28 protein-coding genes are annotated in these 23,932 nt (G+C 50.3%); 20 read left to right on the top strand and 8 right to left on the bottom strand.

Features of this window, described 5'->3' with window-relative positions; genetic code table 11:
- Positions 1–48: 48 nt before the first annotated feature.
- Positions 49–192: a protein YqgG gene (gene yqgG, locus ACK8NJ_RS04210; RefSeq protein ID WP_001297404.1), complete on the bottom strand. Its 144-nt coding sequence runs from the start codon at positions 190–192 to the stop codon at positions 49–51.
- Positions 193–302: 110 nt separating this feature from the next.
- The gene (gene yqgD, locus ACK8NJ_RS04205) at positions 303–554 is read right to left on the bottom strand and encodes a protein YqgD (protein WP_001305310.1); all 252 of its coding nucleotides are present in this window, start codon (positions 552–554) and stop codon (positions 303–305) included.
- A gap of 55 nt (positions 555–609) precedes the next feature.
- Between yqgD and metK the strand changes: the two genes are divergently transcribed.
- The 8 genes from metK to ruvX all read left to right on the top strand — a co-directional run bounded on the left by metK (position 610) and on the right by ruvX (position 7,832).
- Positions 610–1,764: a methionine adenosyltransferase gene (metK, locus tag ACK8NJ_RS04200; protein ID WP_001062128.1), complete on the top strand. Its 1,155-nt coding sequence runs from the start codon at positions 610–612 to the stop codon at positions 1,762–1,764.
- Between the two features lie 435 nt (positions 1,765–2,199).
- Positions 2,200–3,594: a galactose/proton symporter gene (gene galP, locus ACK8NJ_RS04195; protein WP_001112301.1), complete on the top strand. Its 1,395-nt coding sequence runs from the start codon at positions 2,200–2,202 to the stop codon at positions 3,592–3,594.
- 76 nt (positions 3,595–3,670) lie between these two features.
- Entirely contained in the window at positions 3,671–4,168 is a 498-nt protein-coding gene (locus ACK8NJ_RS04190; RefSeq protein ID WP_001296359.1) for a SprT family zinc-dependent metalloprotease, read from the top strand.
- A 94-nt stretch (positions 4,169–4,262) separates the two neighbouring features.
- A complete protein-coding gene (gene endA / locus ACK8NJ_RS04185; protein ID WP_000286500.1) occupies positions 4,263–4,970 on the top strand; it encodes a deoxyribonuclease I in 708 nt (235 codons plus the stop codon).
- Between the two features lie 79 nt (positions 4,971–5,049).
- On the top strand, positions 5,050–5,781 hold the full coding sequence (gene rsmE / locus ACK8NJ_RS04180) for a 16S rRNA (uracil(1498)-N(3))-methyltransferase (RefSeq protein WP_001222509.1): 732 nt from the start codon (positions 5,050–5,052) through the stop codon (positions 5,779–5,781).
- 12 nt (positions 5,782–5,793) lie between these two features.
- Complete coding sequence (gene gshB, locus ACK8NJ_RS04175; protein ID WP_000593273.1) at positions 5,794–6,744, top strand: glutathione synthase; 951 nt, start codon at positions 5,794–5,796, stop codon at positions 6,742–6,744.
- A 108-nt stretch (positions 6,745–6,852) separates the two neighbouring features.
- The gene (locus tag ACK8NJ_RS04170; protein ID WP_001355636.1) at positions 6,853–7,416 is read left to right on the top strand and encodes a YqgE/AlgH family protein; all 564 of its coding nucleotides are present in this window, start codon (positions 6,853–6,855) and stop codon (positions 7,414–7,416) included.
- Positions 7,416–7,832 (top strand): Holliday junction resolvase RuvX, encoded by a 417-nt coding sequence (ruvX, locus tag ACK8NJ_RS04165; RefSeq protein WP_000017106.1) that lies wholly within the window; start codon positions 7,416–7,418, stop codon positions 7,830–7,832. Before ACK8NJ_RS04170 ends, ruvX begins: the two co-directional genes overlap by 1 nt.
- Positions 7,833–7,946: 114 nt before the next feature.
- Here ruvX and ACK8NJ_RS04160 read toward each other — a convergent pair whose 3' ends face one another.
- Positions 7,947–8,927, bottom strand: coding sequence for a PilT/PilU family type 4a pilus ATPase (locus tag ACK8NJ_RS04160; protein ID WP_071794655.1), 981 nt, complete (start codon positions 8,925–8,927; stop codon positions 7,947–7,949).
- Between the two features lie 17 nt (positions 8,928–8,944).
- On the opposite strand from ACK8NJ_RS04160, the gene yggS reads away from it, so the two are divergent.
- The 8 genes from yggS (at position 8,945) to ACK8NJ_RS04120 (ending at position 15,400) form a co-directional block, all read left to right on the top strand.
- Positions 8,945–9,649, top strand: coding sequence for a pyridoxal phosphate homeostasis protein (gene yggS, locus ACK8NJ_RS04155; protein ID WP_001521256.1), 705 nt, complete (start codon positions 8,945–8,947; stop codon positions 9,647–9,649).
- 17 nt (positions 9,650–9,666) lie between these two features.
- Positions 9,667–10,233, top strand: a complete 567-nt coding sequence (yggT, locus tag ACK8NJ_RS04150) for an osmotic shock tolerance protein YggT (RefSeq protein WP_097336252.1) — start codon at positions 9,667–9,669, stop codon at positions 10,231–10,233.
- Positions 10,230–10,520 carry a DUF167 family protein YggU gene (gene yggU, locus ACK8NJ_RS04145; RefSeq protein WP_001277223.1) on the top strand — a complete coding sequence of 97 codons (291 nt, stop codon included), beginning with the start codon at positions 10,230–10,232 and terminating at the stop codon, positions 10,518–10,520. Before yggT ends, yggU begins: the two co-directional genes overlap by 4 nt.
- 7 nt (positions 10,521–10,527) lie before the next feature.
- Positions 10,528–11,121 carry an XTP/dITP diphosphatase gene (locus ACK8NJ_RS04140; protein ID WP_001174747.1) on the top strand — a complete coding sequence of 198 codons (594 nt, stop codon included), beginning with the start codon at positions 10,528–10,530 and terminating at the stop codon, positions 11,119–11,121.
- Entirely contained in the window at positions 11,114–12,250 is a 1,137-nt protein-coding gene (gene hemW / locus ACK8NJ_RS04135) for a radical SAM family heme chaperone HemW (protein ID WP_000239965.1), read from the top strand. The genes ACK8NJ_RS04140 and hemW overlap by 8 nt, the downstream gene beginning before the upstream one ends.
- 314 nt (positions 12,251–12,564) lie before the next feature.
- A complete protein-coding gene (locus ACK8NJ_RS04130; protein ID WP_000784004.1) occupies positions 12,565–13,551 on the top strand; it encodes a TRAP transporter substrate-binding protein in 987 nt (328 codons plus the stop codon).
- A gap of 44 nt (positions 13,552–13,595) precedes the next feature.
- On the top strand, positions 13,596–14,099 hold the full coding sequence (locus tag ACK8NJ_RS04125) for a TRAP transporter small permease (RefSeq protein WP_000577036.1): 504 nt from the start codon (positions 13,596–13,598) through the stop codon (positions 14,097–14,099).
- Complete coding sequence (locus tag ACK8NJ_RS04120; protein ID WP_023308293.1) at positions 14,099–15,400, top strand: TRAP transporter large permease; 1,302 nt, start codon at positions 14,099–14,101, stop codon at positions 15,398–15,400. Before ACK8NJ_RS04125 ends, ACK8NJ_RS04120 begins: the two co-directional genes overlap by 1 nt.
- Positions 15,401–15,455: 55 nt before the next feature.
- Here ACK8NJ_RS04120 and ACK8NJ_RS04115 read toward each other — a convergent pair whose 3' ends face one another.
- The 5 genes from ACK8NJ_RS04115 to trmB form a co-directional block, all read right to left on the bottom strand.
- Positions 15,456–16,463 carry a DUF1202 family protein gene (locus tag ACK8NJ_RS04115; protein ID WP_137489239.1) on the bottom strand — a complete coding sequence of 336 codons (1,008 nt, stop codon included), beginning with the start codon at positions 16,461–16,463 and terminating at the stop codon, positions 15,456–15,458.
- A 117-nt stretch (positions 16,464–16,580) separates the two neighbouring features.
- On the bottom strand, positions 16,581–17,627 hold the full coding sequence (ansB, locus tag ACK8NJ_RS04110) for an L-asparaginase 2 (protein WP_000394132.1): 1,047 nt from the start codon (positions 17,625–17,627) through the stop codon (positions 16,581–16,583).
- Positions 17,628–17,802: 175 nt separating this feature from the next.
- Entirely contained in the window at positions 17,803–18,522 is a 720-nt protein-coding gene (locus ACK8NJ_RS04105) for a DUF2884 domain-containing protein (protein WP_000984796.1), read from the bottom strand.
- 236 nt (positions 18,523–18,758) lie between these two features.
- The gene (locus ACK8NJ_RS04100) at positions 18,759–19,085 is read right to left on the bottom strand and encodes a YggL family protein (RefSeq protein ID WP_106906625.1); all 327 of its coding nucleotides are present in this window, start codon (positions 19,083–19,085) and stop codon (positions 18,759–18,761) included.
- Positions 19,085–19,804 carry a tRNA (guanosine(46)-N7)-methyltransferase TrmB gene (gene trmB / locus ACK8NJ_RS04095; RefSeq protein WP_000786911.1) on the bottom strand — a complete coding sequence of 240 codons (720 nt, stop codon included), beginning with the start codon at positions 19,802–19,804 and terminating at the stop codon, positions 19,085–19,087. Before trmB ends, ACK8NJ_RS04100 begins: the two co-directional genes overlap by 1 nt.
- Before the next feature lie 160 nt (positions 19,805–19,964).
- Between trmB and mutY the strand changes: the two genes are divergently transcribed.
- The 4 genes from mutY to nupG all read left to right on the top strand — a co-directional run bounded on the left by mutY (position 19,965) and on the right by nupG (position 23,921).
- Positions 19,965–21,017 (top strand): A/G-specific adenine glycosylase, encoded by a 1,053-nt coding sequence (mutY, locus tag ACK8NJ_RS04090; protein ID WP_409023781.1) that lies wholly within the window; start codon positions 19,965–19,967, stop codon positions 21,015–21,017.
- Positions 21,018–21,044: 27 nt separating this feature from the next.
- Positions 21,045–21,320, top strand: coding sequence for an oxidative damage protection protein (locus ACK8NJ_RS04085; RefSeq protein WP_000091700.1), 276 nt, complete (start codon positions 21,045–21,047; stop codon positions 21,318–21,320).
- A gap of 63 nt (positions 21,321–21,383) precedes the next feature.
- A complete protein-coding gene (gene mltC, locus ACK8NJ_RS04080) occupies positions 21,384–22,463 on the top strand; it encodes a membrane-bound lytic murein transglycosylase MltC (protein WP_096932291.1) in 1,080 nt (359 codons plus the stop codon).
- Between the two features lie 201 nt (positions 22,464–22,664).
- Positions 22,665–23,921, top strand: a complete 1,257-nt coding sequence (nupG, locus tag ACK8NJ_RS04075; protein ID WP_001049791.1) for a nucleoside permease NupG — start codon at positions 22,665–22,667, stop codon at positions 23,919–23,921.
- The last annotated feature ends 11 nt before the right edge of the window (positions 23,922–23,932 follow it).

Raw genomic sequence — 23,932 nt, 5'->3', positions numbered from 1 at the left:
AAACCACGAGAAAACTCTTGTTTTTACAAGAGCGCCCTTGTTCAGTCCTCAGTAACTGTAACCAGCTCTTGAATCCTGAGAAGCGCCGAGATGGGTATAACATCGGCAGGTATGCAAAGCAGAGATGCAGAGTGCGGGGAACGAATCTTCACCAGAACGGTGAGACAGGTTAAGCAGCAGACAACGGTTCATTATTTCGTATCACCTCCACGGCCGCCTGTTAAGACGAACCCACAAGCCAAAACTCTGATTTCAACCCGGCTGGAAGTGGCAACACGAAAGAAACGTCGTGTGCTTTTTATTTAAGCCGCGCGCCGCGTTTTATACCCCACAATGGCAGAAAATTGCAAAAGATAAATACGCAGAATGCCAGCATTGTCAGGAAAAATTTCCAGCCACGTTTTTAACAGAATGAGACACGATTCAAAAAAAAGTGGAAATTGGGTGAAGAACTGACCTAAAATAGCCATCCAGATGTTAATCCATCCATACCGATTAACACTCAGACTGCCAGTGTTTTTAACCTGCAGAGTCGTGGTAGGATCCGCTACCACAGAAAATCCACACAACAGTTTGAGCTAACCAAATTCTCTTTAGGTGATATTAAATATGGCAAAACACCTTTTTACGTCCGAGTCCGTCTCTGAAGGGCATCCTGACAAAATTGCTGACCAAATCTCTGATGCCGTTTTAGACGCGATCCTCGAACAGGATCCGAAAGCACGCGTTGCTTGCGAAACCTACGTAAAAACCGGCATGGTTTTAGTTGGCGGCGAAATCACCACCAGCGCCTGGGTAGACATCGAAGAGATCACCCGTAACACCGTTCGCGAAATTGGCTATGTGCATTCCGACATGGGCTTTGACGCTAACTCCTGTGCGGTTCTGAGCGCTATCGGCAAACAGTCTCCTGACATCAACCAGGGCGTTGACCGTGCCGATCCGCTGGAACAGGGCGCGGGTGACCAGGGTCTGATGTTTGGCTACGCAACTAATGAAACCGACGTGCTGATGCCAGCACCTATCACCTATGCACACCGTCTGGTACAGCGTCAGGCTGAAGTGCGTAAAAACGGCACTCTGCCGTGGCTGCGCCCGGACGCGAAAAGCCAGGTGACTTTCCAGTATGACGACGGAAAAATCGTTGGTATCGATGCTGTCGTGCTTTCCACTCAGCACTCTGAAGAGATCGACCAGAAATCGCTGCAAGAAGCGGTAATGGAAGAGATCATCAAGCCGATTCTGCCGGCTGAATGGCTGACTTCTGCCACCAAATTCTTCATCAACCCGACCGGTCGTTTTGTTATCGGTGGCCCGATGGGTGACTGCGGTCTGACTGGTCGTAAAATTATCGTTGATACCTACGGCGGCATGGCACGTCACGGTGGTGGTGCATTCTCTGGTAAAGATCCATCAAAAGTGGACCGTTCCGCAGCGTACGCAGCACGTTATGTCGCGAAAAACATCGTTGCTGCTGGCCTGGCCGATCGTTGTGAAATTCAGGTTTCCTACGCAATCGGCGTGGCTGAACCGACTTCCATCATGGTGGAAACTTTCGGTACCGAGAAAGTGCCTTCTGAACAACTGACTCTGCTGGTACGTGAGTTCTTTGACCTGCGTCCATACGGTCTGATTCAGATGCTGGATCTGCTGCACCCGATCTACAAAGAAACCGCAGCATACGGTCACTTTGGTCGCGAACATTTCCCGTGGGAAAAAACCGACAAAGCGCAGCTGCTGCGCGATGCTGCCGGTCTGAAGTAATCTTTCTTCACCTGCTTTCAAAGGCCAGCCTCGCGCTGGCCTTTTTCTTTTACCTCACCGCGGTGGATAGACATTCACGCCGCATCTGGCAAAAAACCGCCCGCACAATAACATCATTCTTCCTCAACACGTTTTACCGCAAATTATCATCAAGACTGAAACCGATTACACCAACCACACCAGCCAAATATTTGTAATATTTTCATATTATTATTCGGATTTCATAGTTGTTACATTTCTTTTCAGTAAAGTCTTAATTGCAGATCACAGCGTTTAATCTATGATGATATAACTCAATTATTTTCATGCACTTAAATCATAACCAAGATAAATGTTAGTGTAAGCGATTACACTGATGTGATTTGCTTCACATCTTTTTACGTCGTACTCACCTATCTTAATTCACAATAAAAAATAACCATATTGGAGGGCATCATGCCTGACGCTAAAAAACAGGGGCGGTCAAACAAGGCAATGACGTTTTTCGTCTGCTTCCTTGCTGCTCTGGCGGGATTACTCTTTGGCCTGGATATCGGTGTAATTGCTGGCGCACTGCCGTTTATTGCAGATGAATTCCAGATTACTTCGCACACGCAAGAATGGGTCGTAAGCTCCATGATGTTCGGTGCGGCAGTCGGTGCGGTGGGCAGCGGCTGGCTCTCCTTTAAACTCGGCCGCAAAAAGAGCCTGATGATCGGCGCAATCCTGTTTGTTGCCGGTTCACTGTTCTCTGCGGCTGCGCCAAACGTTGAAGTACTGATTCTTTCCCGCGTTCTGCTGGGGCTGGCGGTGGGTGTGGCCTCTTATACCGCACCACTGTACCTGTCAGAAATTGCGCCGGAAAAAATTCGCGGCAGTATGATCTCGATGTATCAGTTGATGATCACTATCGGGATCCTCGGTGCTTATCTTTCTGATACCGCCTTCAGCTACACCGGTGCATGGCGCTGGATGCTGGGTGTGATTATCATCCCGGCAATTTTGCTGCTGATTGGTGTCTTCTTCCTGCCAGACAGCCCTCGTTGGTTTGCCGCCAAACGCCGTTTTGTTGATGCCGAACGCGTGCTGCTGCGCCTGCGTGACACCAGCGCTGAAGCGAAACGTGAACTGGATGAAATCCGTGAAAGTTTGCAGGTTAAACAGAGTGGCTGGGCGCTGTTTAAAGAGAACAGCAACTTCCGCCGCGCGGTGTTCCTTGGCGTACTGTTGCAGGTAATGCAGCAATTCACCGGGATGAACGTCATCATGTATTACGCGCCGAAAATCTTCGAACTGGCGGGTTATACCAACACTACCGAGCAAATGTGGGGGACGGTGATCGTCGGCCTGACTAACGTACTCGCCACCTTTATCGCAATCGGCCTTGTTGACCGCTGGGGACGTAAACCAACGCTAACGCTGGGCTTCCTGGTGATGGCTGCTGGCATGGGCGTACTCGGTACAATGATGCATATCGGTATCCACTCTCCGTCGGCGCAGTATTTCGCCATCGCCATGCTGCTGATGTTTATTGTTGGCTTTGCCATGAGTGCCGGTCCGCTGATTTGGGTACTGTGCTCCGAAATTCAGCCGCTGAAAGGCCGCGATTTTGGCATCACCTGCTCCACCGCCACCAACTGGATTGCCAACATGATCGTTGGCGCAACGTTCCTGACCATGCTCAACACGCTGGGTAACGCCAACACCTTCTGGGTGTATGCGGCTCTGAACGTACTGTTTATCCTGCTGACATTGTGGCTGGTACCGGAAACCAAACACGTTTCGCTGGAACATATTGAACGTAATCTGATGAAAGGTCGTAAACTGCGCGAAATCGGCGCTCACGATTAATCTCCTCAGGCTTCCTCCCGTCGCGGAGGAAGCCGCCTCTTGCAGTCATCTTTTCTTCGCTCTATCCTCTGCCGCTATGAAAACATCCCGTCTCCCTATCGCCATCCAACAGGCCGTTATGCGTCGCCTGCGGGAAAAACTCGCCCAGGCCAACCTGAAGCTAGGGCGTAACTACCCGGAGCCAAAACTCTCTTACACCCAGCGCGGAACCTCCGCCGGAACAGCCTGGCTGGAAAGCTATGAAATCCGCCTCAATCCCGTTTTGCTGTTGGAAAACAGTGAAGCCTTTATTGAAGAAGTGGTGCCGCACGAACTGGCACATTTGCTGGTATGGAAACATTTCGGCCGCGTAGCGCCACATGGCAAAGAGTGGAAGTGGATGATGGAAAGCGTGCTGGGCGTTCCCGCCCGTCGTACGCATCAGTTCGAACTGCAATCCGTGCGTCGCAACACCTTCCCCTACCGCTGCAAGTGCCAGGAGCATCAGCTTACCGTACGCCGCCATAATCGCGTAGTTCGTGGCGAGGCCGTCTATCGCTGTGTTCACTGCGGTGAACAGCTGATTGCAAAGTAACCACCTGAACTATCAGGAACTTTCCTGATCTGGCTGATTGCATACCAAAACAACTTTCGCTACGTTGCTGGCTCGTTTTAACACGGAGTAAGTGATGTACCGTTATTTGTCTATTGCTGCGGTGGTACTGAGCGCAGCATTTTCCGGCCCGGCGTTGGCCGAAGGTATCAATAGTTTTTCTCAGGCGAAAGCCGCGGCGGTAAAAGTCCACGCTGACGCGCCCGGTACGTTTTATTGCGGATGTAAAATTAACTGGCAGGGCAAAAAAGGCGTTGTTGATCTGCAATCGTGCGGCTATCAGGTGCGCAAAAATGAAAACCGCGCCAGCCGCGTAGAGTGGGAACACGTCGTTCCCGCCTGGCAATTCGGTCACCAGCGCCAGTGCTGGCAGGACGGTGGACGTAAAAACTGCGCTAAAGATCCGGTCTATCGCAAGATGGAAAGCGATATGCATAACCTGCAGCCGTCAGTCGGCGAGGTGAATGGCGATCGCGGCAACTTTATGTACAGCCAGTGGAATGGCGGCGAAGGCCAGTACGGTCAATGCGCCATGAAGGTCGATTTCAAAGAAAAAGCTGCCGAACCACCAGCGCGTGCACGCGGTGCCATTGCGCGCACCTACTTCTATATGCGTGACCAATACAACCTGACACTCTCTCGCCAGCAAACGCAGCTGTTCAACGCATGGAACAAGATGTATCCGGTTACCGACTGGGAGTGCGAGCGCGATGAACGCATCGCGAAGGTGCAGGGCAATCATAACCCGTATGTGCAACGCGCTTGCCAGGCGCGAAAGAGCTAACCTACACTAGCGGGATTCTTTTTGTTAACCCCTACCCCACGCGAACAACCGCGTGGGGAGACGACGCGGATTTTTAACTATGCGTATCCCCCGCATTTATCATCCTGAACCACTGACCAGCCATTCTCATATCGCGCTTTGCGAAGATGCTGCCAACCATATCGGGCGCGTACTGCGCATGGGGCCGGGGCAGGCGTTGCAATTGTTTGACGGTAGCAACCAGGTCTTTGACGCCGAAATTACCAGCGCCAGCAAAAAAAGCGTGGAAGTGAAGGTACTGGAAGGCCAGATCGACGATCGCGAATCTCCGCTGCATATTCACCTCGGTCAGGTGATGTCGCGTGGTGAAAAAATGGAATTTACGATCCAGAAATCGATCGAACTCGGTGTAAGCCTCATTACGCCACTTTTTTCTGAGCGCTGCGGCGTTAAACTGGATAGTGAACGTCTGAACAAGAAGCTCCAGCAGTGGCAGAAGATTGCAATTGCTGCCTGTGAGCAGTGTGGTCGTAACCGGGTGCCGGAAATCCGTCCAGCGATGGATCTGGAAGCCTGGTGTGCAGAGCAGGATGAAGGACTGAAACTGAATCTTCACCCGCGCGCCAGTAACAGCATCAATACGTTGCCGTTACCGGTTGAACGTGTCCGCCTGCTGATTGGCCCGGAAGGCGGTTTATCGGCAGATGAAATTGCCATGACTGCCCGCTATCAATTTACTGATATCCTGTTGGGACCTCGCGTTTTGCGTACAGAGACAACTGCGCTCACCGCCATTACCGCGCTACAAGTACGATTTGGCGATTTGGGCTAACGGAGAAGAATAATGATCAAGCTCGGCATCGTGATGGACCCCATCGCAAACATCAACATCAAGAAAGATTCCAGTTTCGCTATGTTGCTGGAAGCACAGCGTCGTGGTTACGAACTTCACTATATGGAGATGGGCGATCTGTATCTGATCAATGGCGAAGCCCGCGCCCATACCCGCACGCTGAACGTGAAGCAGAACTACGAAGAGTGGTTTTCGTTCGTCGGTGAACAGGATCTGCCGCTAGCCGATCTCGATGTGATCCTGATGCGTAAAGACCCGCCGTTTGATACCGAGTTTATCTACGCGACCTATATTCTGGAACGTGCCGAAGAGAAAGGGACGCTGATCGTTAACAAGCCGCAGAGCCTGCGCGACTGTAACGAAAAACTGTTTACTGCCTGGTTCTCTGACTTAACGCCAGAAACGCTGGTTACGCGCAATAAAGCGCAGCTAAAAGCGTTCTGGGAGAAACACAGCGACATCATTCTTAAGCCGCTGGACGGTATGGGCGGCGCGTCGATTTTCCGCGTGAAAGAAGGCGATCCAAACCTCGGCGTGATTGCCGAAACCCTGACTGAGCATGGCACTCGCTACTGCATGGCGCAAAATTACCTGCCAGCCATTAAAGATGGCGACAAACGCGTGCTGGTAGTGGATGGCGAGCCGGTGCCATATTGCCTGGCGCGTATTCCGCAGGGGGGCGAAACCCGTGGCAATCTGGCTGCCGGTGGTCGCGGTGAACCTCGTCCGCTGACGGAAAGTGACTGGAAAATCGCCCGTCAGATCGGGCCGACGCTGAAAGAAAAAGGGCTGATTTTTGTTGGTCTGGATATCATCGGCGACCGTCTGACTGAAATTAACGTCACCAGCCCAACCTGTATTCGTGAGATTGAAGCAGAGTTTCCGGTGTCGATCACCGGAATGTTAATGGATGCCATCGAAGCACGTTTACAGCAGCAGTAACCCACCTTAGCGAGAAGGATCTCGTTGAGACTCTGAGTGACAGCGCCCTTCTTTCCACGCATACTGGGCGCTGTTGCTTTTTTGAACCAGGAAACAGAACCTCTGACAATGAATTTACAGCATCACTTTCTTATTGCCATGCCTGCTCTCCAGGATCCGATTTTCCGTCGTTCCGTGGTCTACATTTGCGAACATAATACCAATGGTGCAATGGGGATCATCGTCAACAAGCCGCTGGAAAATCTCAAAATTGAAGGGATTCTGGAAAAGCTGAAGATCACGCCGGAGCCGCGTGATGAATCAATCCGTCTGGATAAACCGGTTATGCTCGGCGGCCCACTGGCTGAAGATCGCGGGTTTATTTTGCATACTCCGCCCTCCAATTTTGCTTCCAGCATTCGCATTTCAGACAACACGGTGATGACCACTTCCCGCGATGTGCTGGAAACGCTCGGCACCGATAAACAACCGTCTGACATATTGGTGGCTCTGGGCTATGCCTCCTGGGAGAAAGGTCAACTGGAACAAGAAATTCTCGACAACGCGTGGCTAACGGCCCCGGCAGATCTGAATATTCTGTTCAAAACGCCGATTGCCGACCGCTGGCGCGAGGCGGCAAAACTGATTGGTGTGGATATTCTCACCATGCCTGGTGTGGCAGGACACGCCTGATGAGTGGAACCTTACTCGCCTTCGACTTCGGCACCAAAAGCATTGGCGTAGCGGTCGGCCAACGCATTACCGGCACCGCTCGCCCATTGCCTGCAATTAAAGCACAGGACGGTACGCCGGACTGGAACATTATCGAGCGTTTACTGAAAGAGTGGCAGCCGGACGAAATCATCGTCGGTTTGCCGCTGAATATGGACGGCACCGAACAGCCGTTAACCGCCAGAGCGCGTAAATTTGCCAACCGTATTCATGGTCGTTTCGGTGTTGAAGTAAAGCTCCATGACGAGCGTCTTAGCACTGTGGAAGCCCGTTCCGGTCTGTTTGAACAGGGCGGCTATCGGGCGCTCAACAAAGGCAAAGTTGACTCTGCCTCTGCGGTTATCATTCTCGAAAGTTATTTCGAGCAGGGATATTAAGGCGATTTACGTCATCGCTCCTTATTGCCGGATGCGGCGTGAATGACTACATTTGTAAGCCTGATAAGCGTAGCGCATCAGGCATATTTACGAAGCTAATCAACCAATTTAGCCTCACAAACGTCCTTCCTCCACCCGCTGCTGATAACTCTGCTGAAACGTTAACATCCCCACCTGCTGCCCGGTTTGAATAACATGCGGTAACTGGTGGGTTTTCCCTTCGCGAATCAAATTCCCCACCGCGGGTGTGTTAACCAGCAATTCAAACAGCGCCACGCGTCCTTCCTGTTTATCCACTTCCAGCTTTTGTGACAACACCGCCCGTAAACTACCTGCCAGTTGATTACGCACGGGATCTTTTTCCTGCGCCGGAAATGAATCCACCAACCGCTCAACTGCCTGCGCCGCACCACGCGTATGTAAAGTTGCCAGCACCAGGTGTCCGGTTTCTGCTGCCGTCAGCGCCAGACGGATTGTCTCGCTGTCACGCAGCTCTCCGAGCAAAATCACATCGGGATCTTCCCGCAATGCGGCCCGCAATCCCGATGCGAACGTCATACAGTGCAAACCAATTTCCCGCTGCTGGATCAAACATCGCTGGCTGGCATAGAGATATTCAACAGGATCTTCCAGCGTCAGAATATGCGCATCGGCATGTTGATTGAGATAGCCAACCATCGCCGCCAGCGTGGTAGATTTGCCGCTCCCCGTCGCCCCCGTCACCAGAATCAGGCCATTCTCGCTCTTGAGTAATTCCGGCAATACCGGTGGCGCACCAAGCTGTTCGAGCTGTGGACAGTGCGAAGGTAACAACCGTAATGCCAGAGAAATACCTTGCCGTTGCGCGAACGCACTGCCACGCAACCGCTGGTTTTCCGCCAGCGACACAGCAAAATCCAGCTGACCATTCTCCAGCAATATTGTCCGCTGATCGTCATCCAGCCACTCCCGCAGTAGCTCTTCGACGTCCGGCGCGTCAAACGGCGCAGCTTCCATTCTGCCGCGAATGCGCCATCGTGCGGGCCAGGCGCTGCACAGGTGTAGATCCGAGACGTTATGCTTTACACTAAGGGCCACAATTTCTTCCATATTCATACTAAGATCCTCGGAAAATGAACGATATTGCGCATAACCTGGCACAGGTCCGGGACAAAATCTCAGCGGCTGCAACGCGTTGCGGCCGTTCTCCAGAAGAAATTACGCTGCTTGCAGTCAGTAAAACAAAACCTGCGAGCGCCATCGCAGAAGCCATTGATGCCGGGCAGCGTCAATTTGGTGAAAACTACGTTCAGGAAGGGGTAGATAAAATTCGCCACTTTCGGGAACTGGGCGTAACAGGATTAGAATGGCATTTTATTGGCCCGTTGCAGTCTAATAAAAGCCGCCTGGTGGCAGAGCATTTCGACTGGTGTCATACCATCGACCGTTTGCGCATCGCTACCCGCCTGAACGACCAGCGCCCGGCAGAACTTCCCCCTCTTAACGTACTGATTCAAATTAACATTAGTGATGAAAACAGTAAGTCCGGGATTCAACTGGCTGAACTGGACGAGCTGGCAGCTGCGGTCGCTGAACTACCGCGTTTACGTCTGCGCGGGCTGATGGCAATCCCTGCACCTGAGTCAGAATATGTAAGGCAGTTTGAAGTTGCACGCCAAATGGCTGTAGCATTTGCCGGACTGAAAACGCGCTACCCGCATATCGACACGCTCTCTCTGGGAATGTCGGACGATATGGAAGCCGCCATTGCGGCAGGTAGCACGATGGTTCGTATCGGCACTGCAATTTTTGGTGCGCGTGATTACTCTAAAAAATAAGGAATTAAAGGAACGCCATGAATACGTTGACTTTCCTGCTTTCAACGGTCATTGAGCTGTATACCATGGTGCTGTTATTACGCATCTGGATGCAGTGGGCTCATTGTGATTTTTACAACCCCTTCTCACAGTTTGTAGTGAAGGTAACGCAGCCAATTATCGGGCCACTGCGCCGCGTTATTCCGGCAATGGGGCCAATTGACAGCGCCTCACTGCTGGTTGCGTACATTCTCAGTTTTATCAAAGCCATCGTGCTGTTTAAAGTGGTGACCTTCCTGCCAATCATCTGGATTGCCGGTTTATTGGTTCTGCTGAAAACCATCGGCCTGCTGATTTTCTGGGTCCTGCTGGTGATGGCGATTATGAGCTGGGTAAGCCAGGGGCGTAGCCCGATTGAATACGTGCTGATTCAGCTGGCCGATCCGCTGCTGCGCCCGATTCGCCGCCTGCTACCGGCAATGGGTGGGATTGATTTCTCGCCGATGATCCTCGTTCTGCTGCTGTATGTCATCAATATGGGTGTCGCAGAAGTATTACAGGCAACCGGAAATATGCTGCTGCCGGGGCTGTGGATGGCGTTATGAGTGCCGTAACAGTTAATGATGACGGTCTGGTTTTACGGCTTTATATTCAGCCGAAAGCCAGCCGTGATTCTATTGTCGGTTTACATGGCGACGAAGTTAAAGTCGCCATTACCGCGCCGCCGGTTGACGGCCAGGCCAACAGTCATCTGGTGAAGTTTCTCGGTAAGCAATTCCGGGTTGCCAAAAGCCAGGTGGTGATTGAAAAAGGCGAACTTGGCCGCCACAAACAAATTAAAATCATTAATCCGCAACAAATCCCGCCAGAAATCGCGGCGTTACTTAATTAGGTATCCTATGCAAAAAGTTGTCCTCGCAACCGGCAATGCCGGTAAAGTGCGTGAGCTGGCGTCGCTGCTTAGCGACTTCGGTCTTGATATCGTGGCCCAAACAGACCTCGGCGTAGATTCCGCTGAAGAAACCGGCCTGACCTTTATCGAAAACGCGATTCTGAAAGCACGCCATGCGGCAAAAGTGACCGGTTTACCGGCAATTGCCGACGACTCCGGTCTGGCGGTAGATGTGCTGGGTGGTGCGCCGGGCATTTACTCCGCGCGTTATTCCGGTGAAGACGCGACCGATCAAAAGAACCTGCAAAAATTGCTGGAAACACTGAAAGACGTACCGGACGACCAACGTCAGGCGCGTTTCCACTGCGTGCTGGTATATCTGCGTCACGCGGAAGATCCCACTCCGCTGGTGTGCCACGGCAGCTGGCCGGGTGTGATTACTCGAGAACCAGCGGGTACTGGTGGCTTTGGTTATGATCCAATTTTCTTCGTTCCTTCCGAAGGGAAAACCGCTGCCGAACTGACCCGCGAAGAAAAGAGCGCCATTTCCCACCGTGGTCAGGCATTAAAACTGCTGCTGGACGCTTTACGTAATGGTTAAATTACCGCCGCTGAGTCTCTACATTCACATCCCGTGGTGCGTGCAGAAATGCCCGTACTGCGATTTCAACTCTCACGCGTTGAAAGGAGAAGTGCCGCACGACGATTATGTTCAGCATCTGCTTAACGATCTGGACAACGATGTGGCTTACGCTCAGGGCCGTGAAGTGCAGACAATCTTTATTGGCGGTGGTACGCCGAGCCTGCTTTCCGGCCCGGCGATGCAAACGCTGCTGGACGGCGTGCGTGCGCGTTTGCCGCTGGCAGCGGATGCAGAAATTACCATGGAAGCGAACCCAGGCACGGTAGAAGCGGATCGCTTTGTCGATTATCAGCGTGCTGGTGTGAACCGCATCTCTATTGGTGTGCAGAGTTTTAGCGAAGAAAAGCTGAAACGACTTGGGCGCATTCATGGCCCGCAAGAAGCGAAACGAGCTGCGAAGCTGGCGAGCGGTTTAGGGTTACGTAGCTTTAACCTTGATTTGATGCATGGGCTGCCGGATCAATCACTGGAAGAGGCGCTAGGCGATCTGCGCCAGGCCATTGAACTGAATCCGCCGCATCTTTCCTGGTATCAACTGACCATCGAACCTAATACGCTGTTTGGCTCTCGCCCGCCGGTGCTGCCGGACGACGATGCGTTGTGGGATATATTCGAACAGGGGCATCAGTTATTAACCGCAGCGGGCTATCAGCAGTATGAAACATCCGCTTACGCCAAACCAGGTTATCAGTGCCAGCACAATCTCAACTACTGGCGATTTGGCGACTACATCGGTATTGGCTGCGGCGCGCACGGCAAAGTCACCTTCCCGGATGGTCGCATTCTGCGTACCACCAAAACGCGTCATCCGCGTGGTTTTATGCAGGGAAGATATCTGGAAAGCCAGCGTGATGTCGAAGCTGCAGATAAACCGTTTGAGTTCTTTATGAATCGCTTCCGTCTGCTGGAAGCCGCGCCGCGCGTGGAGTTTAGCCAGTATACTGGCCTTTCTGAAGAAGTTATTCGCTCTCAGTTAGACGAGGCTATCGCTCAGGGTTATCTCACAGAATGTGCGGATTACTGGCAGATAACCGAGCATGGTAAATTATTCTTAAACTCACTTCTTGAATTATTCCTCGCTGAGTAATCATTAATGCGCCTGCGGGCGCATTAATCACTTCTTTTACCCCCCCCGTTAATTAACTTCGGCAAAAATATATTTCTTACTGAATAAATATCGACGATATTTATTATATATATTTAGTGAATATTTACTCATCATTTATTGATTATAAACATGTACAACCTGGCGCACAAAATTAATATTTAATTTCTGACTTTATTTCAAGTTGTGATAAACATAGACAAGTTGTCAGACAGGTTAACCAATTTGTCGCACAAAGCACTGATAAGCACAATTAGATATCAACCAATTTCCATTCTTCAACAGGGAGTTTTTTTATGAAAATGAGGTCATTTACCCGCTCATTAGTCTGCGCATCCTTGCTGGCTCTGGTTAGCACTGGCGTAAACGCCGCAGAAAAAGTGACGTTAAAGTTAGCACACAACCTGGAAAGAAGTCATGTTGTACATCAGAGTTTTGAAGAGCTGGCGAAAGAAGTAAAACAGCTGTCAAAAGGTAATATGGTGATCCGTATTTACCCCAGCAGCCAGATGGGTAATGCGCGAGAAACTATGGAGTTGTTGCAAAATGGTGCACTGGATATGACCAAAGGTTCCGCCAGTGATCTGGAGTCTTTTGATAATATTTATGCTATCTATAATTTGCCGTTCTTATTTAAAGATCAGGCGCACTTCAACAAAGTGGTTTTTGGTGAAGTTGGTAAAGAAATTATGGATTCAACAAAAGATAAAGGCTTTTTTGCTTTATCAGCTTATGTAGCGGGTACACGCAGTTTCTATGCGAAAAAACCGATTACTAAGCCAGAAGATCTTAAAGGGCTGAAAATTCGTGTTCAGCCAAGCCCGACCACCATCAAAATGATTGAACTGATGGGTGGCTCACCCACTCCAATTTCATTTGGCGAAGTTTATACTGCGATGCAGCAAGGTGTAGTAGATGGCGCAGAAAATAACGTGCCTTCCTGGGTGCAGACTCGACATATCGAAATTGCCAAAGTCTTTTCTGAAGATGAACATGCCTCAATTCCTGACTTTTTGGTTATCTCCACCAAAACATGGAATAAATTAACCCCAGAACAGCAACAAATCCTCGAAACAGCGGCGAAGAAATCCGAAGCTTATCAACAAAAATTGTGGGAAAAAATTGACGCTGACACACGTGCTCAAGCGAAAGCTATGGGTGGTGAAATCGTTAAGGTTGATAAAGCCCCATTCCGTGCCGCAGTTCAACCTCTGTTTGACGACTTCAAAAAAGATCCAAAACAAGCTGCTTTGTTAGAGAAATTCGACAACGCTGCTCAATAATATTTCGGGCCAGTCTCTGGCCCTGATTTTCCAGGATGCTTACAATGATATTTAACCGCCTGAAACTTGCGGTAGACCGCGTCATTGCCGCGTTTTCTGTCGCCGTAATGCTTGCTCTGGTTGTATGCGTAGTCTGGCAAGTATTTAGCCGCTACGTACTTAACCAGCCAAGTACATTAACCGATGAGCTGGCACGCTTTTTGATGATCTGGGTAGGATTATTAGGTGCTGCATATACCGTCGGCGCGCAGAGACATCTCTCTATCGATTTATTTGCTCTCGCCCTGAATAAGCGCAAGCAATTACTTCTTAGTATAGTCATTAACGTTCTTATTTTAGGTTTTGCCGGTTCGGTCATTGTGACTGGTGGCCTGAAATTAATTGATAAAACACTGGCAACATCACAGGTATCTGCCGCAATGCAAATACCGATGGGATACGTATATATCATTCTGCCATTAAGTGGAGTGGTGATGATGTTTTATGCCTTGTGTTTTATTAATCAAAGCATTCAACAACTGAAACAACCTGCGCAGGAGGCCAGTTAATGGATAGTTATATCGCGATTACACTGTTTGGCTGTTTTTTTGTGCTGGTCTTTATTGGTGTGCCCATTTCGTTCTCAATCGGTATTGCGACTGTAGCTTCAATGCTGTTGATGTTTCCCTGGGATATCGCGGCAATCACTGTTTCGCAACGATTGGCTAATGGACTGGATAACTTTGCCCTGTTGGCAATCCCCTTTTTCATCTTTGCCGGAACACTGATGAACAGCGGCGGTATTGCGATACGTTTGATTAACCTCGCCCAGGTAATGGTTGGCCGCGTTCCTGGTTCGCTTGGTCATGTGAACGTCCTGGCGAATATGATGTTTGGTTCCATTTCTGGTTCAGCCGTTGCGGCAGCTGCTGCCGTTGGTGGCACACTGAATCCCATTCAGACCAAAGAAGGTTATGATCCGGCATTTTCTACCGCTGTAAACGTCTCATCCTGTATTACTGGATTACTGATACCGCCCTCAAACGTGTTAATTGTGTTTTCCCTGACAGCTGGTGGCGTTTCTGTAGCATCGTTATTTATGGCGGGATATTTGCCAGGGATCTTAATGGGTCTTGCGGTAATGATAGTCTGCGGCATTATTGCTAAACGCCGTGGCTACCCGCTTTCAGAAAGAGCAACCTTTGCTCAGGCCTGTAAAGCGTTTCTGGATGCCTTACCAAGTTTGCTTCTGGTGTTCATTGTAATGGGCGGCATTCTGGGCGGCATTTTTACCGCAACTGAAGCGTCAGCAATTGCCGTTGTCTACACATTTATTCTCTCGGTGCTGATTTACCGGGAAGTAAAATGGCGCGATTTACCCAAACTGATTCTGGAATCGGTTGTTACCACTTCGATTGTATTACTGTTGATCGGTTTTTCCGTGGGCATGTCCTGGGCAATGACCAATGCTGATATTCCTTATATGATCAGCGACGCGTTGATGGGGATTTCTGATAACCCACTGGTCATATTGCTGCTGATTAATATCGTCTTATTAATTGTCGGCATCTTTATGGACATGACACCGGCTGTACTAATCTTCACACCGATCTTCTTGCCGATTGCACAAGAGCTGGGAATGGATCCGGTACATTTCGGTATTATGATGGTGGCTAACCTTTGTATTGGGCTGTTAACACCGCCGGTGGGTAGTGCGCTATTTGTTGGTTGTTCTATTTCAGGTGTGAAGATTCAACATTTGATCAAACCATTGCTGCCATTTTATGCCGCATTGTTAATCGCGTTGATGATGATCACTTACATCCCGCAAATATCCTTGTTCATTCCACAGCTACTAGGGCTAATGTAAAAAATAATTTGCCGGATAACTTTTTATATTATCCGGCAAAGGTACTTAACATGAGTTACTTAATCACCCCATTGCGCCGCAGTTGTTCGGTATCTTTTTTCCAGCGTTCATTAGCCTGGTTGATATCGTCAATTTTCATCAAAATCGCGACTTTTTTACTGTTTATTTCTGAAACTTTCATCGTTAAAGGATATTGCCCTTTTTCGAGCGTTATCCAGTCATCCTGCAATTTACGGCTAAGTTTTTGTGATTGCAGAAAAGTCTGTCGCCGTTGTTCGTTGATATCGAAATCTCGCTTCTGCTGAATCGGCACTTCATAACACTCTGCACTCTGTTTATGACATGCCGCAATCGCCGGTTGATAAACCTCTTTGTCATATTTAACCGCGAACGCCTCGCTATCATTCTGTTTATTAAACTCATCACGCTGTTGGTGAATTTTTTTAAAGGCGTCTTCGCGGGTCATTTGCTTACCGTTTGCATCTTTTCCCCAATATGCATCCGCTGCTTTCTGCGCCGCCACCATTTGCTTATCAAGCGCTTTCACTTCCTTTTCCAGCGCAGGAATCGAGTTCTTCTGGTTATTCAACGCTGATTCAAGCTGACTAAAGCGATAATTGAAATCTTCGCTATTCACGATCAGATATTTATTATTCGTTTTGATATCGTCGACCACCCGTCCACGATCGCTGGCTGCCGCCTGAAAAGAGTAAAAGTTCACCGACCAGCCAGACGCGGGCGTTCCTTTACTGGTTAACATCGCCGAGAATTTTACCGGTTTATCTTTCGTCCAGGTCTGTTCGAGCAGTTCGTAATCTGCCAACTGACCGACCCAGGTATAGAGATCGTCACTGGAAGAGACATCGCCTTCCGCTGACCAGGTGGCCTGATTACCCTTAGCATCAAGATTTTTTAAGCTGATGGCATCAAGCTTGAGAATGCCGTGATACTGCTTTTTGAATTGATCTTTTAAGATATTTTCAGTTGGCGGTTCGCCATCTGCCCAGGCATTACCAGTCATCAACATAAGCAGCGCCGTGCCAACAATCCATTGCTTTTTCACCCGAAAACCCTCACGCGGAATAATTTATTCCGCGTGATTATCATTAGGGTAATAAAAATTGGCAATGGACGTAAGTCTGAAGTGAAAAAGCCCCGGCACGATACCGGGGCGAGGTGATTAGTACTGATTGAAGATCTGCTGGATCTGCTGCGGATCTTTGGTTTGCGTCAGAGCCAGCTGCAGCAGAACGCGCGCTTTTTGCGGGTTCAGCGTGCCGGAGGCGACGAAGCCGTATTTCGCATCATCCACTTCAGCATCCTGAGTGGTAGCGCCCGTCGGTACGCGGGAAGAACGCACGACTGCAGTGCCGTTTTTCGCGGCGGTCGCCAGAGTGTCAAATACGGTTTTATACAGGTTGCCGTTACCCACACCAGCGCTAACAATGCCATCATAGCCCGCATCTACCAGTGCTTTAGCCGGAAGATCGGATGCGTTAGCGTAGTTATAAACAATGCCGACTTTCGGCAGTTCATTCAGCTTAGAGACATCGAACGGCGTGTCGCTGGTGTGCTTACGTGCCGGGGTACGTTGGTAGTCAATCTTACCGTTGTGAATGTAACCCAGAGGACCGTAGTTAACAGACTTGAAGGTCGCTACGTCGGTGGTGTTGGTTTTGGTGACATCGCGACCGTCCAGTACGGTGTCGTTCATCACCACCAGCACGCCACGATTAGCTGAGGCCTTATCAGCTGCGGTCACTACCGCGTTATACAGGTTGAATGGACCGTCTGCGCTCATGGACGTGGACGGGCGCATTGCGCCGACCATCACCACCGGTTTGTCGCATTTCACCGTCAGGTCGAGGAAGTAAGCGGTTTCTTCCATCGTGTCGGTACCGTGGGTAATGACGAAGCCGTCGGTTTTATCGCAGTCGGTGTTAATTTTTTTCGCCAGTGTCAGCCAGACATTATCGTTCATGTCCTGGGAGCCGATATTCACTACCTGCTCGCCTTTAACGTTCGCAATGTCCTTCAGTTGCGGCACCGCATTAACCAGATTTTCTACGCCAACTTTACCCGCTGTGTAGTTAGATTTGGTTGCGGAGTCACCACCACCGGCAATGGTCCCGCCGGTTGCTAAAATGGTGATATTGGGTAATGCCAATGCTGCACCACTAAAACCCATAACCAGTGCGGCAAGTGCCGTCTTTTTGAAAAACTCCATTTCATTCCTCCAGTTACGTGAACGCTACGCATTATCCCTTAGCTTTGTATGGGAAATTTGACGTTAAACAATTTACAACGTGAATATATTTTGGAGATCTACAAAGTTAGAGGCAGGTAACAAAACGAAGAATTAAACGGCATAAAAAAGTATTATGCCGTCTTAAAATAGAGGATTATTTTAAATTCCCGACCAGGGCTTTGCGACTATCTTCCAGAGTCACAACGCGGCTACAAACATCTTTGCCAAACTGCTGGAAATCTTTTTCCTGCTTTTTCCATTCGGTTTGGATTGAGGATTGCAGACCGCCCAGGCTTCCCAGCACATTCTGTAATGGGTTACCGCCGCTTTTCAGCACCGCTTTCGCGCCCATTTCATTAATGCTGTCCTGTAAAATTCCGCCCATTGCCTGATTCACTAATTGCTGGCCTTCGGCGCGAACCTGATCAATGGCTTTATAGTGGAACGTCAGGCCATCGCTGCGCGTTTCGATAATGCGGTTCATCTGCTCTTTCAGCTGCGCATCAAGTTTGGTCAGACGGCTGCGCATTTTGCTGCTTTCGCCCATCTCCTGAACGATAATTTTATCCAGCGCAATACGGGCTTTTTCGACGCGGCTTTTCGCGCCTTCATCAATCCACGGCAGGGTGCTACGCAGTTCAGCCTGATAATCCTTCGCCTGCTCGCGCTGGGCGGCATTCAGGGAATATTGCTTACCGTTATACATCACGTTGCCGTCTGGCGTGATCACCAGATTGCCGTTTTCGCCCTTCACCTGCACGGTTTGCGGGCTGACAATCACATCGTCACGCGGCGTGACGCTGCACTGGTAGTCGGCGTGAGCGGTCATCGCCGTCACTGAAAGTGCTGCCGCCAGCAGCATTTTGCGCATCATAGTCTTCCCTCAAGAACAAATCAGGCCAGCATTTGCTGGCCCCAGATTGATAACAAACTGGCTTAAAAGTCAAAAGGGGCACGGTTTTCCCCCTCGCCCTTTTAGGGAGAGGGTCGGAGTGAGGGTAAATAATCGCGCCAGTGCTGGTCTGTTCCCCTCACCCTAACCCTCTCCCCGGAGGGGCGAGGGGACTATCCGAGCGCTTTTTTTAACTTTGTCATCGCCCGTATGCTTTCTTAGTCCCACCAAACGTCGAAAAGTTCGCTGGTGCGTACCTCGCCCAGTTTGCGCTCTTCCAGCCACTTACGCACAATCGCCTGATGTTCTTCGGTGCATTTGCCGATTTCCTGCATGCAGATCAGACCTTCCCAGGCCAGATAACCGCTGCCGTCAAAGGCCAGTTTGTTCGGTTCGATAACCTCGTTAATAAAGTCATCAACGGTTTTATCAATCTGTTCTTCCGATATACCTTCCGGGAATCGCCATGCCACCGAAAATCCTAATTCCTGGAATTCGTCGATGTGCATTTTTTTACGCAGACGACGGCTACGGTTCTTTGCCATTATTTCACCCTCTCGAACATTAAGTCCCATACTCCGTGACCAAGACGATGACCACGTTGTTCAAATTTCGTCACCGGACGTGATGCCGGACGCGGTACGTAATCATTGCTCTCTGACAGGTTTTTATAACCGTCAATAGAAGACATCACTTCAAGCATATGTTCCGCATAAGGTTCCCAGTCGGTCGCCATATGGAATACGCCCCCCAGCTGCAGTTTGCTTTTTACCAGCTCGGCAAACGGCACCTGAACGATACGGCGTTTATTATGGCGCGCTTTGTGCCACGGGTCAGGGAAAAAGAGCTGTACCATGCGCAATGAATTGTCAGGAATCATTTTATGCAGCACTTCAACCGCATCGTGACACATCACGCGCAGGTTGCTTAAGCCCTCTTCATGCGCAGAAGCCAGGCACGCACCAACGCCCGGTGAATGCACTTCAATGCCGAGGAAGTCCTGCTCGGGGCGATCTTTAGCCATTGCCACCAGCGACGCCCCCATGCCAAAACCAATCTCAAGCGTCACCGGCGCTTCACGGCCAAAAAGCGCAGGGAAATCCAGCATATCTTCGCTGAACTCAACGCCCATCACCGGCCAGTAGTTTTCCAGCGCATGTTCCTGGCCTTTGGTCAGTCGCCCCTGGCGGCGCACAAAACTACGGATACGGCGCAGCGGGCGGCCGTTTTCATCAAATTCCGGTGAGATGACGTCGTTTTTCATAAAGATTTAGTCGCTTGTGAAAGTGTTCTGAAAACGGGCATTATCCAAAGTTAGTTGCCGGATGCAAGCATGATAAGGCCGTGGCTGCGGAAAGTTCCGGTTTACACCCTGCCGTCGCTGTGCTGCAATCTTGCCCCCAACAACAGTGAATTCGGTGACCATGCAAGCGTCGCAATTTTCAGCCCAGGCTCTGGACTGGTACGATAAATACGGGCGGAAAACGCTGCCCTGGCAAATTGACAAGACGCCCTACAAAGTATGGCTCTCAGAAGTGATGTTGCAACAAACTCAGGTTGCGACCGTTATCCCCTATTTTGAACGCTTTATGGCGCGCTTCCCGACGGTGACCGATCTCGCCAATGCGCCGCTCGACGAAGTTCTCCACTTGTGGACCGGGCTTGGCTATTACGCCCGCGCGCGCAATCTGCATAAGGCGGCACAACAAGTGGCGACCTTACACGGTGGTAAATTCCCGGAAACCTTTGAAGAAGTCGCGGCGTTACCGGGCGTCGGGCGTTCCACCGCAGGCGCGATTCTCTCGCTTTCTCTGGGTAAGCACTTTCCGATTCTCGACGGTAACGTCAAACGGGTGCTGGCGCGCTGCTATGCTGTAAGCGGCTGGCCTGGGAAAAAAGAGGTCGAGAATAAACTATGGAGTTTGAGCGAGCAGGTGACGCCCGCGGTTGGCGTGGAACGGTTTAATCAGGCGATGATGGATTTGGGCGCGATGATTTGTACGCGCTCTAAGCCGAAATGTTCGCTCTGTCCGCTACAAAACGGATGTATTGCCGCCGCCAACAATAGCTGGTCGCTTTATCCGGGCAAAAAACCGAAACAGACGCTGCCAGAGCGCACCGGCTACTTTTTGCTGTTACAGCACGAAGATGAAGTATTGCTGGCGCAGCGTCCGCCGAGCGGATTGTGGGGCGGTTTATACTGTTTCCCGCAGTTTGCCGATGAAGAAAGTTTGCGGCAGTGGCTGGCGCAACGACAGATTTCTGCCGATAACCTGACGCAGCTGACCGCGTTTCGGCATACCTTCAGCCATTTCCACTTAGATATTGTGCCTATGTGGCTTCCCGTGTCGTCATTCACCGGCTGCATGGATGAAGGCAATGCGCTCTGGTATAACTTAGCGCAACCGCCGTCAGTTGGCCTGGCGGCTCCCGTGGAGCGTTTGTTACAGCAGTTACGCACTGGCGCGCCGGTTTAGCGCGTGAGTCGATAAAGAGGATGATTTATGAGCAGAACGATTTTTTGTACTTTCCTGCAACGTGAAGCAGAAGGTCAGGATTTTCAGCTGTACCCCGGCGAACTGGGAAAACGCATCTATAACGAGATCTCCAAAGAAGCCTGGGCGCAGTGGCAGCACAAACAAACCATGCTGATTAATGAAAAGAAACTCAACATGATGAATGCCGAGCACCGCAAGCTGCTGGAACAGGAGATGGTCAACTTCCTGTTCGAGGGTAAAGAGGTGCATATCGAGGGCTATACGCCGGAAGATAAAAAATAAAAACAGTGCCGGAGCACGCCTCCGGCAACTTGCATAAAACAAACACAACACGCACCCGGAATGATGAAAAAATATCTCGCGCTGGCTTTGATTGCGCCGTTGCTCATCTCCTGTTCGACGACCAAAAAAGGCGATACCTATAACGAAGCCTGGGTCAAAGATACCAACGGTTTTGATATTCTGATGGGGCAATTTGCCCACAATATTGAGAACATCTGGGGATTCAAAGAGGTAGTGATCGCCGGTCCTAAGGACTACGTGAAATACACCGATCAATATCAGACCCGCAGCCACATCAACTTCGATGACGGTACGATCACTATCGAAACCATCGCCGGGACAGAACCTGCCGCGCATCTGCGTCGGGCAATTATTAAAACGTTGCTGATGGGTGACGATCCGGGTTCGGTCGATCTCTATTCCGACGTTGATGATATTACGATTTCGAAAGAACCTTTCCTTTACGGTCAGGTGGTGGACAACACCGGGCAGCCGATTCGCTGGGAAGGTCGCGCGAGCAACTTCGCGGATTATCTGCTGAAAAACCGTCTGAAGAGCCGCAGTAACGGGCTGCGTATCATCTACAGCGTCACCATTAACATGGTGCCGAACCACCTTGATAAACGTGCGCACAAATATCTCGGCATGGTCCGCCAGGCGTCACGGAAATATGGCATTGATGAGTCGCTGATTCTGGCAATTATGCAGACTGAATCTTCCTTTAACCCGTATGCGGTCAGCCGTTCCGATGCGCTGGGGTTAATGCAAGTGGTACAACATACTGCCGGGAAAGATGTGTTCCGCTCGCAGGGAAAATCCGGCACGCCGAGCCGCAGTTTCTTGTTTGATCCTGCCAGCAATATTGATACCGGCACCGCGTATCTCGCGATGCTGAACAACGTTTATCTCGGCGGAATTGATAACCCTACATCCCGGCGTTATGCCGTCATCACCGCCTATAACGGCGGCGCAGGCAGCGTGCTGCGAGTCTTTTCGAATGACAAGATTCAGGCGGCCAATATTATTAACACCATGACGCCGGGCGATGTTTATCAAACGCTGACGACCCGCCATCCCTCTGCGGAATCTCGCCGTTATCTTTATAAAGTGAATACCGCGCAAAAATCCTACCGCCGCCGATAATTCCACTAACCGCCCCTGACGATGCTCAGGGGTAAAAATGTTATCCACATCACAATTTCGTTTTGCAAATTGGGAATGTTTGCAATTATTTGCCACAGGTAACAAAAAACCAGTCCGCGAAGTTGATAGAATCCCATCATCTCGCACGGTCAAATGTGCTTTTTCAAACACTCATCCGCATCACGATGTGAGGAAATTAACATGAATCTTAAGCTGCAGCTGAAAATCCTCTCTTTTCTGCAGTTCTGTCTGTGGGGAAGTTGGCTGACGACCCTCGGCTCCTATATGTTTGTTACCCTGAAGTTTGACGGTGCTTCTATTGGCGCAGTTTATAGTTCACTGGGTATCGCCGCGGTCTTTATGCCTGCGCTGCTGGGGATTGTGGCCGACAAATGGTTAAGTGCGAAATGGGTATATGCCATTTGCCACACCATTGGCGCTATCACGCTGTTCATGGCGGCACAGGTCACGACGCCGGAAGCGATGTTCCTTGTGATATTGATTAACTCGTTTGCTTATATGCCAACGCTTGGGTTAATCAACACCATCTCTTACTATCGCCTGCAAAATGCCGGGATGGATATCGTTACTGACTTCCCGCCAATCCGTATCTGGGGCACCATCGGCTTTATCATGGCAATGTGGGTGGTGAGCCTGTCTGGCTTCGAATTAAGCCACATGCAGCTGTATATTGGCGCAGCACTTTCCGCCATTCTGGTTCTGTTTACCCTGACTCTGCCGCACATTCCGGTTGCTAAACAGCAAGCGAATCAGAGCTGGACAACCCTGCTGGGCCTCGATGCATTCGCGCTGTTTAAAAACAAGCGTATGGCAATCTTCTTCATCTTCTCAATGCTGCTGGGCGCGGAACTGCAGATTACCAACATGTTCGGTAACACCTTCCTGCACAGCTTCGACAAAGATCCGATGTTTGCCAGCAGCTTTATTGTGCAGCATGCGTCAATCATCATGTCGATTTCGCAGATTTCTGAAACCCTGTTCATTCTGACTATCCCGTTCTTCTTAAGCCGCTACGGTATTAAGAACGTAATGATGATCAGTATTGTGGCGTGGATCCTGCGTTTTGCGCTGTTTGCTTACGGCGACCCGACTCCGTTCGGTACTGTACTGCTGGTACTGTCGATGATCGTTTACGGTTGCGCATTCGACTTCTTCAACATCTCTGGTTCGGTGTTTGTCGAAAAAGAAGTTAGCCCGGCAATTCGCGCCAGTGCGCAGGGGATGTTCCTGATGATGACTAACGGCTTCGGCTGTATCCTCGGCGGCATCGTGAGCGGTAAAGTGGTTGAGATGTACACCCAAAACGGCATTACCGACTGGCAGACCGTATGGCTGATTTTCGCAGGTTACTCCGTGGTTCTGGCCTTCGCGTTCATGGCGATGTTCAAATATAAACACGTTCGTGTCCCGACAGGCACACAGACGGTTAGCCACTAATTACGCAAAGA

The organism is Escherichia sp. F1 (genome assembly GCF_046764225.1).
GTDB lineage: Bacteria > Pseudomonadota > Gammaproteobacteria > Enterobacterales > Enterobacteriaceae > Escherichia > Escherichia coli.
This window is presented reverse-complemented; position numbering and strand designations above follow the sequence as displayed.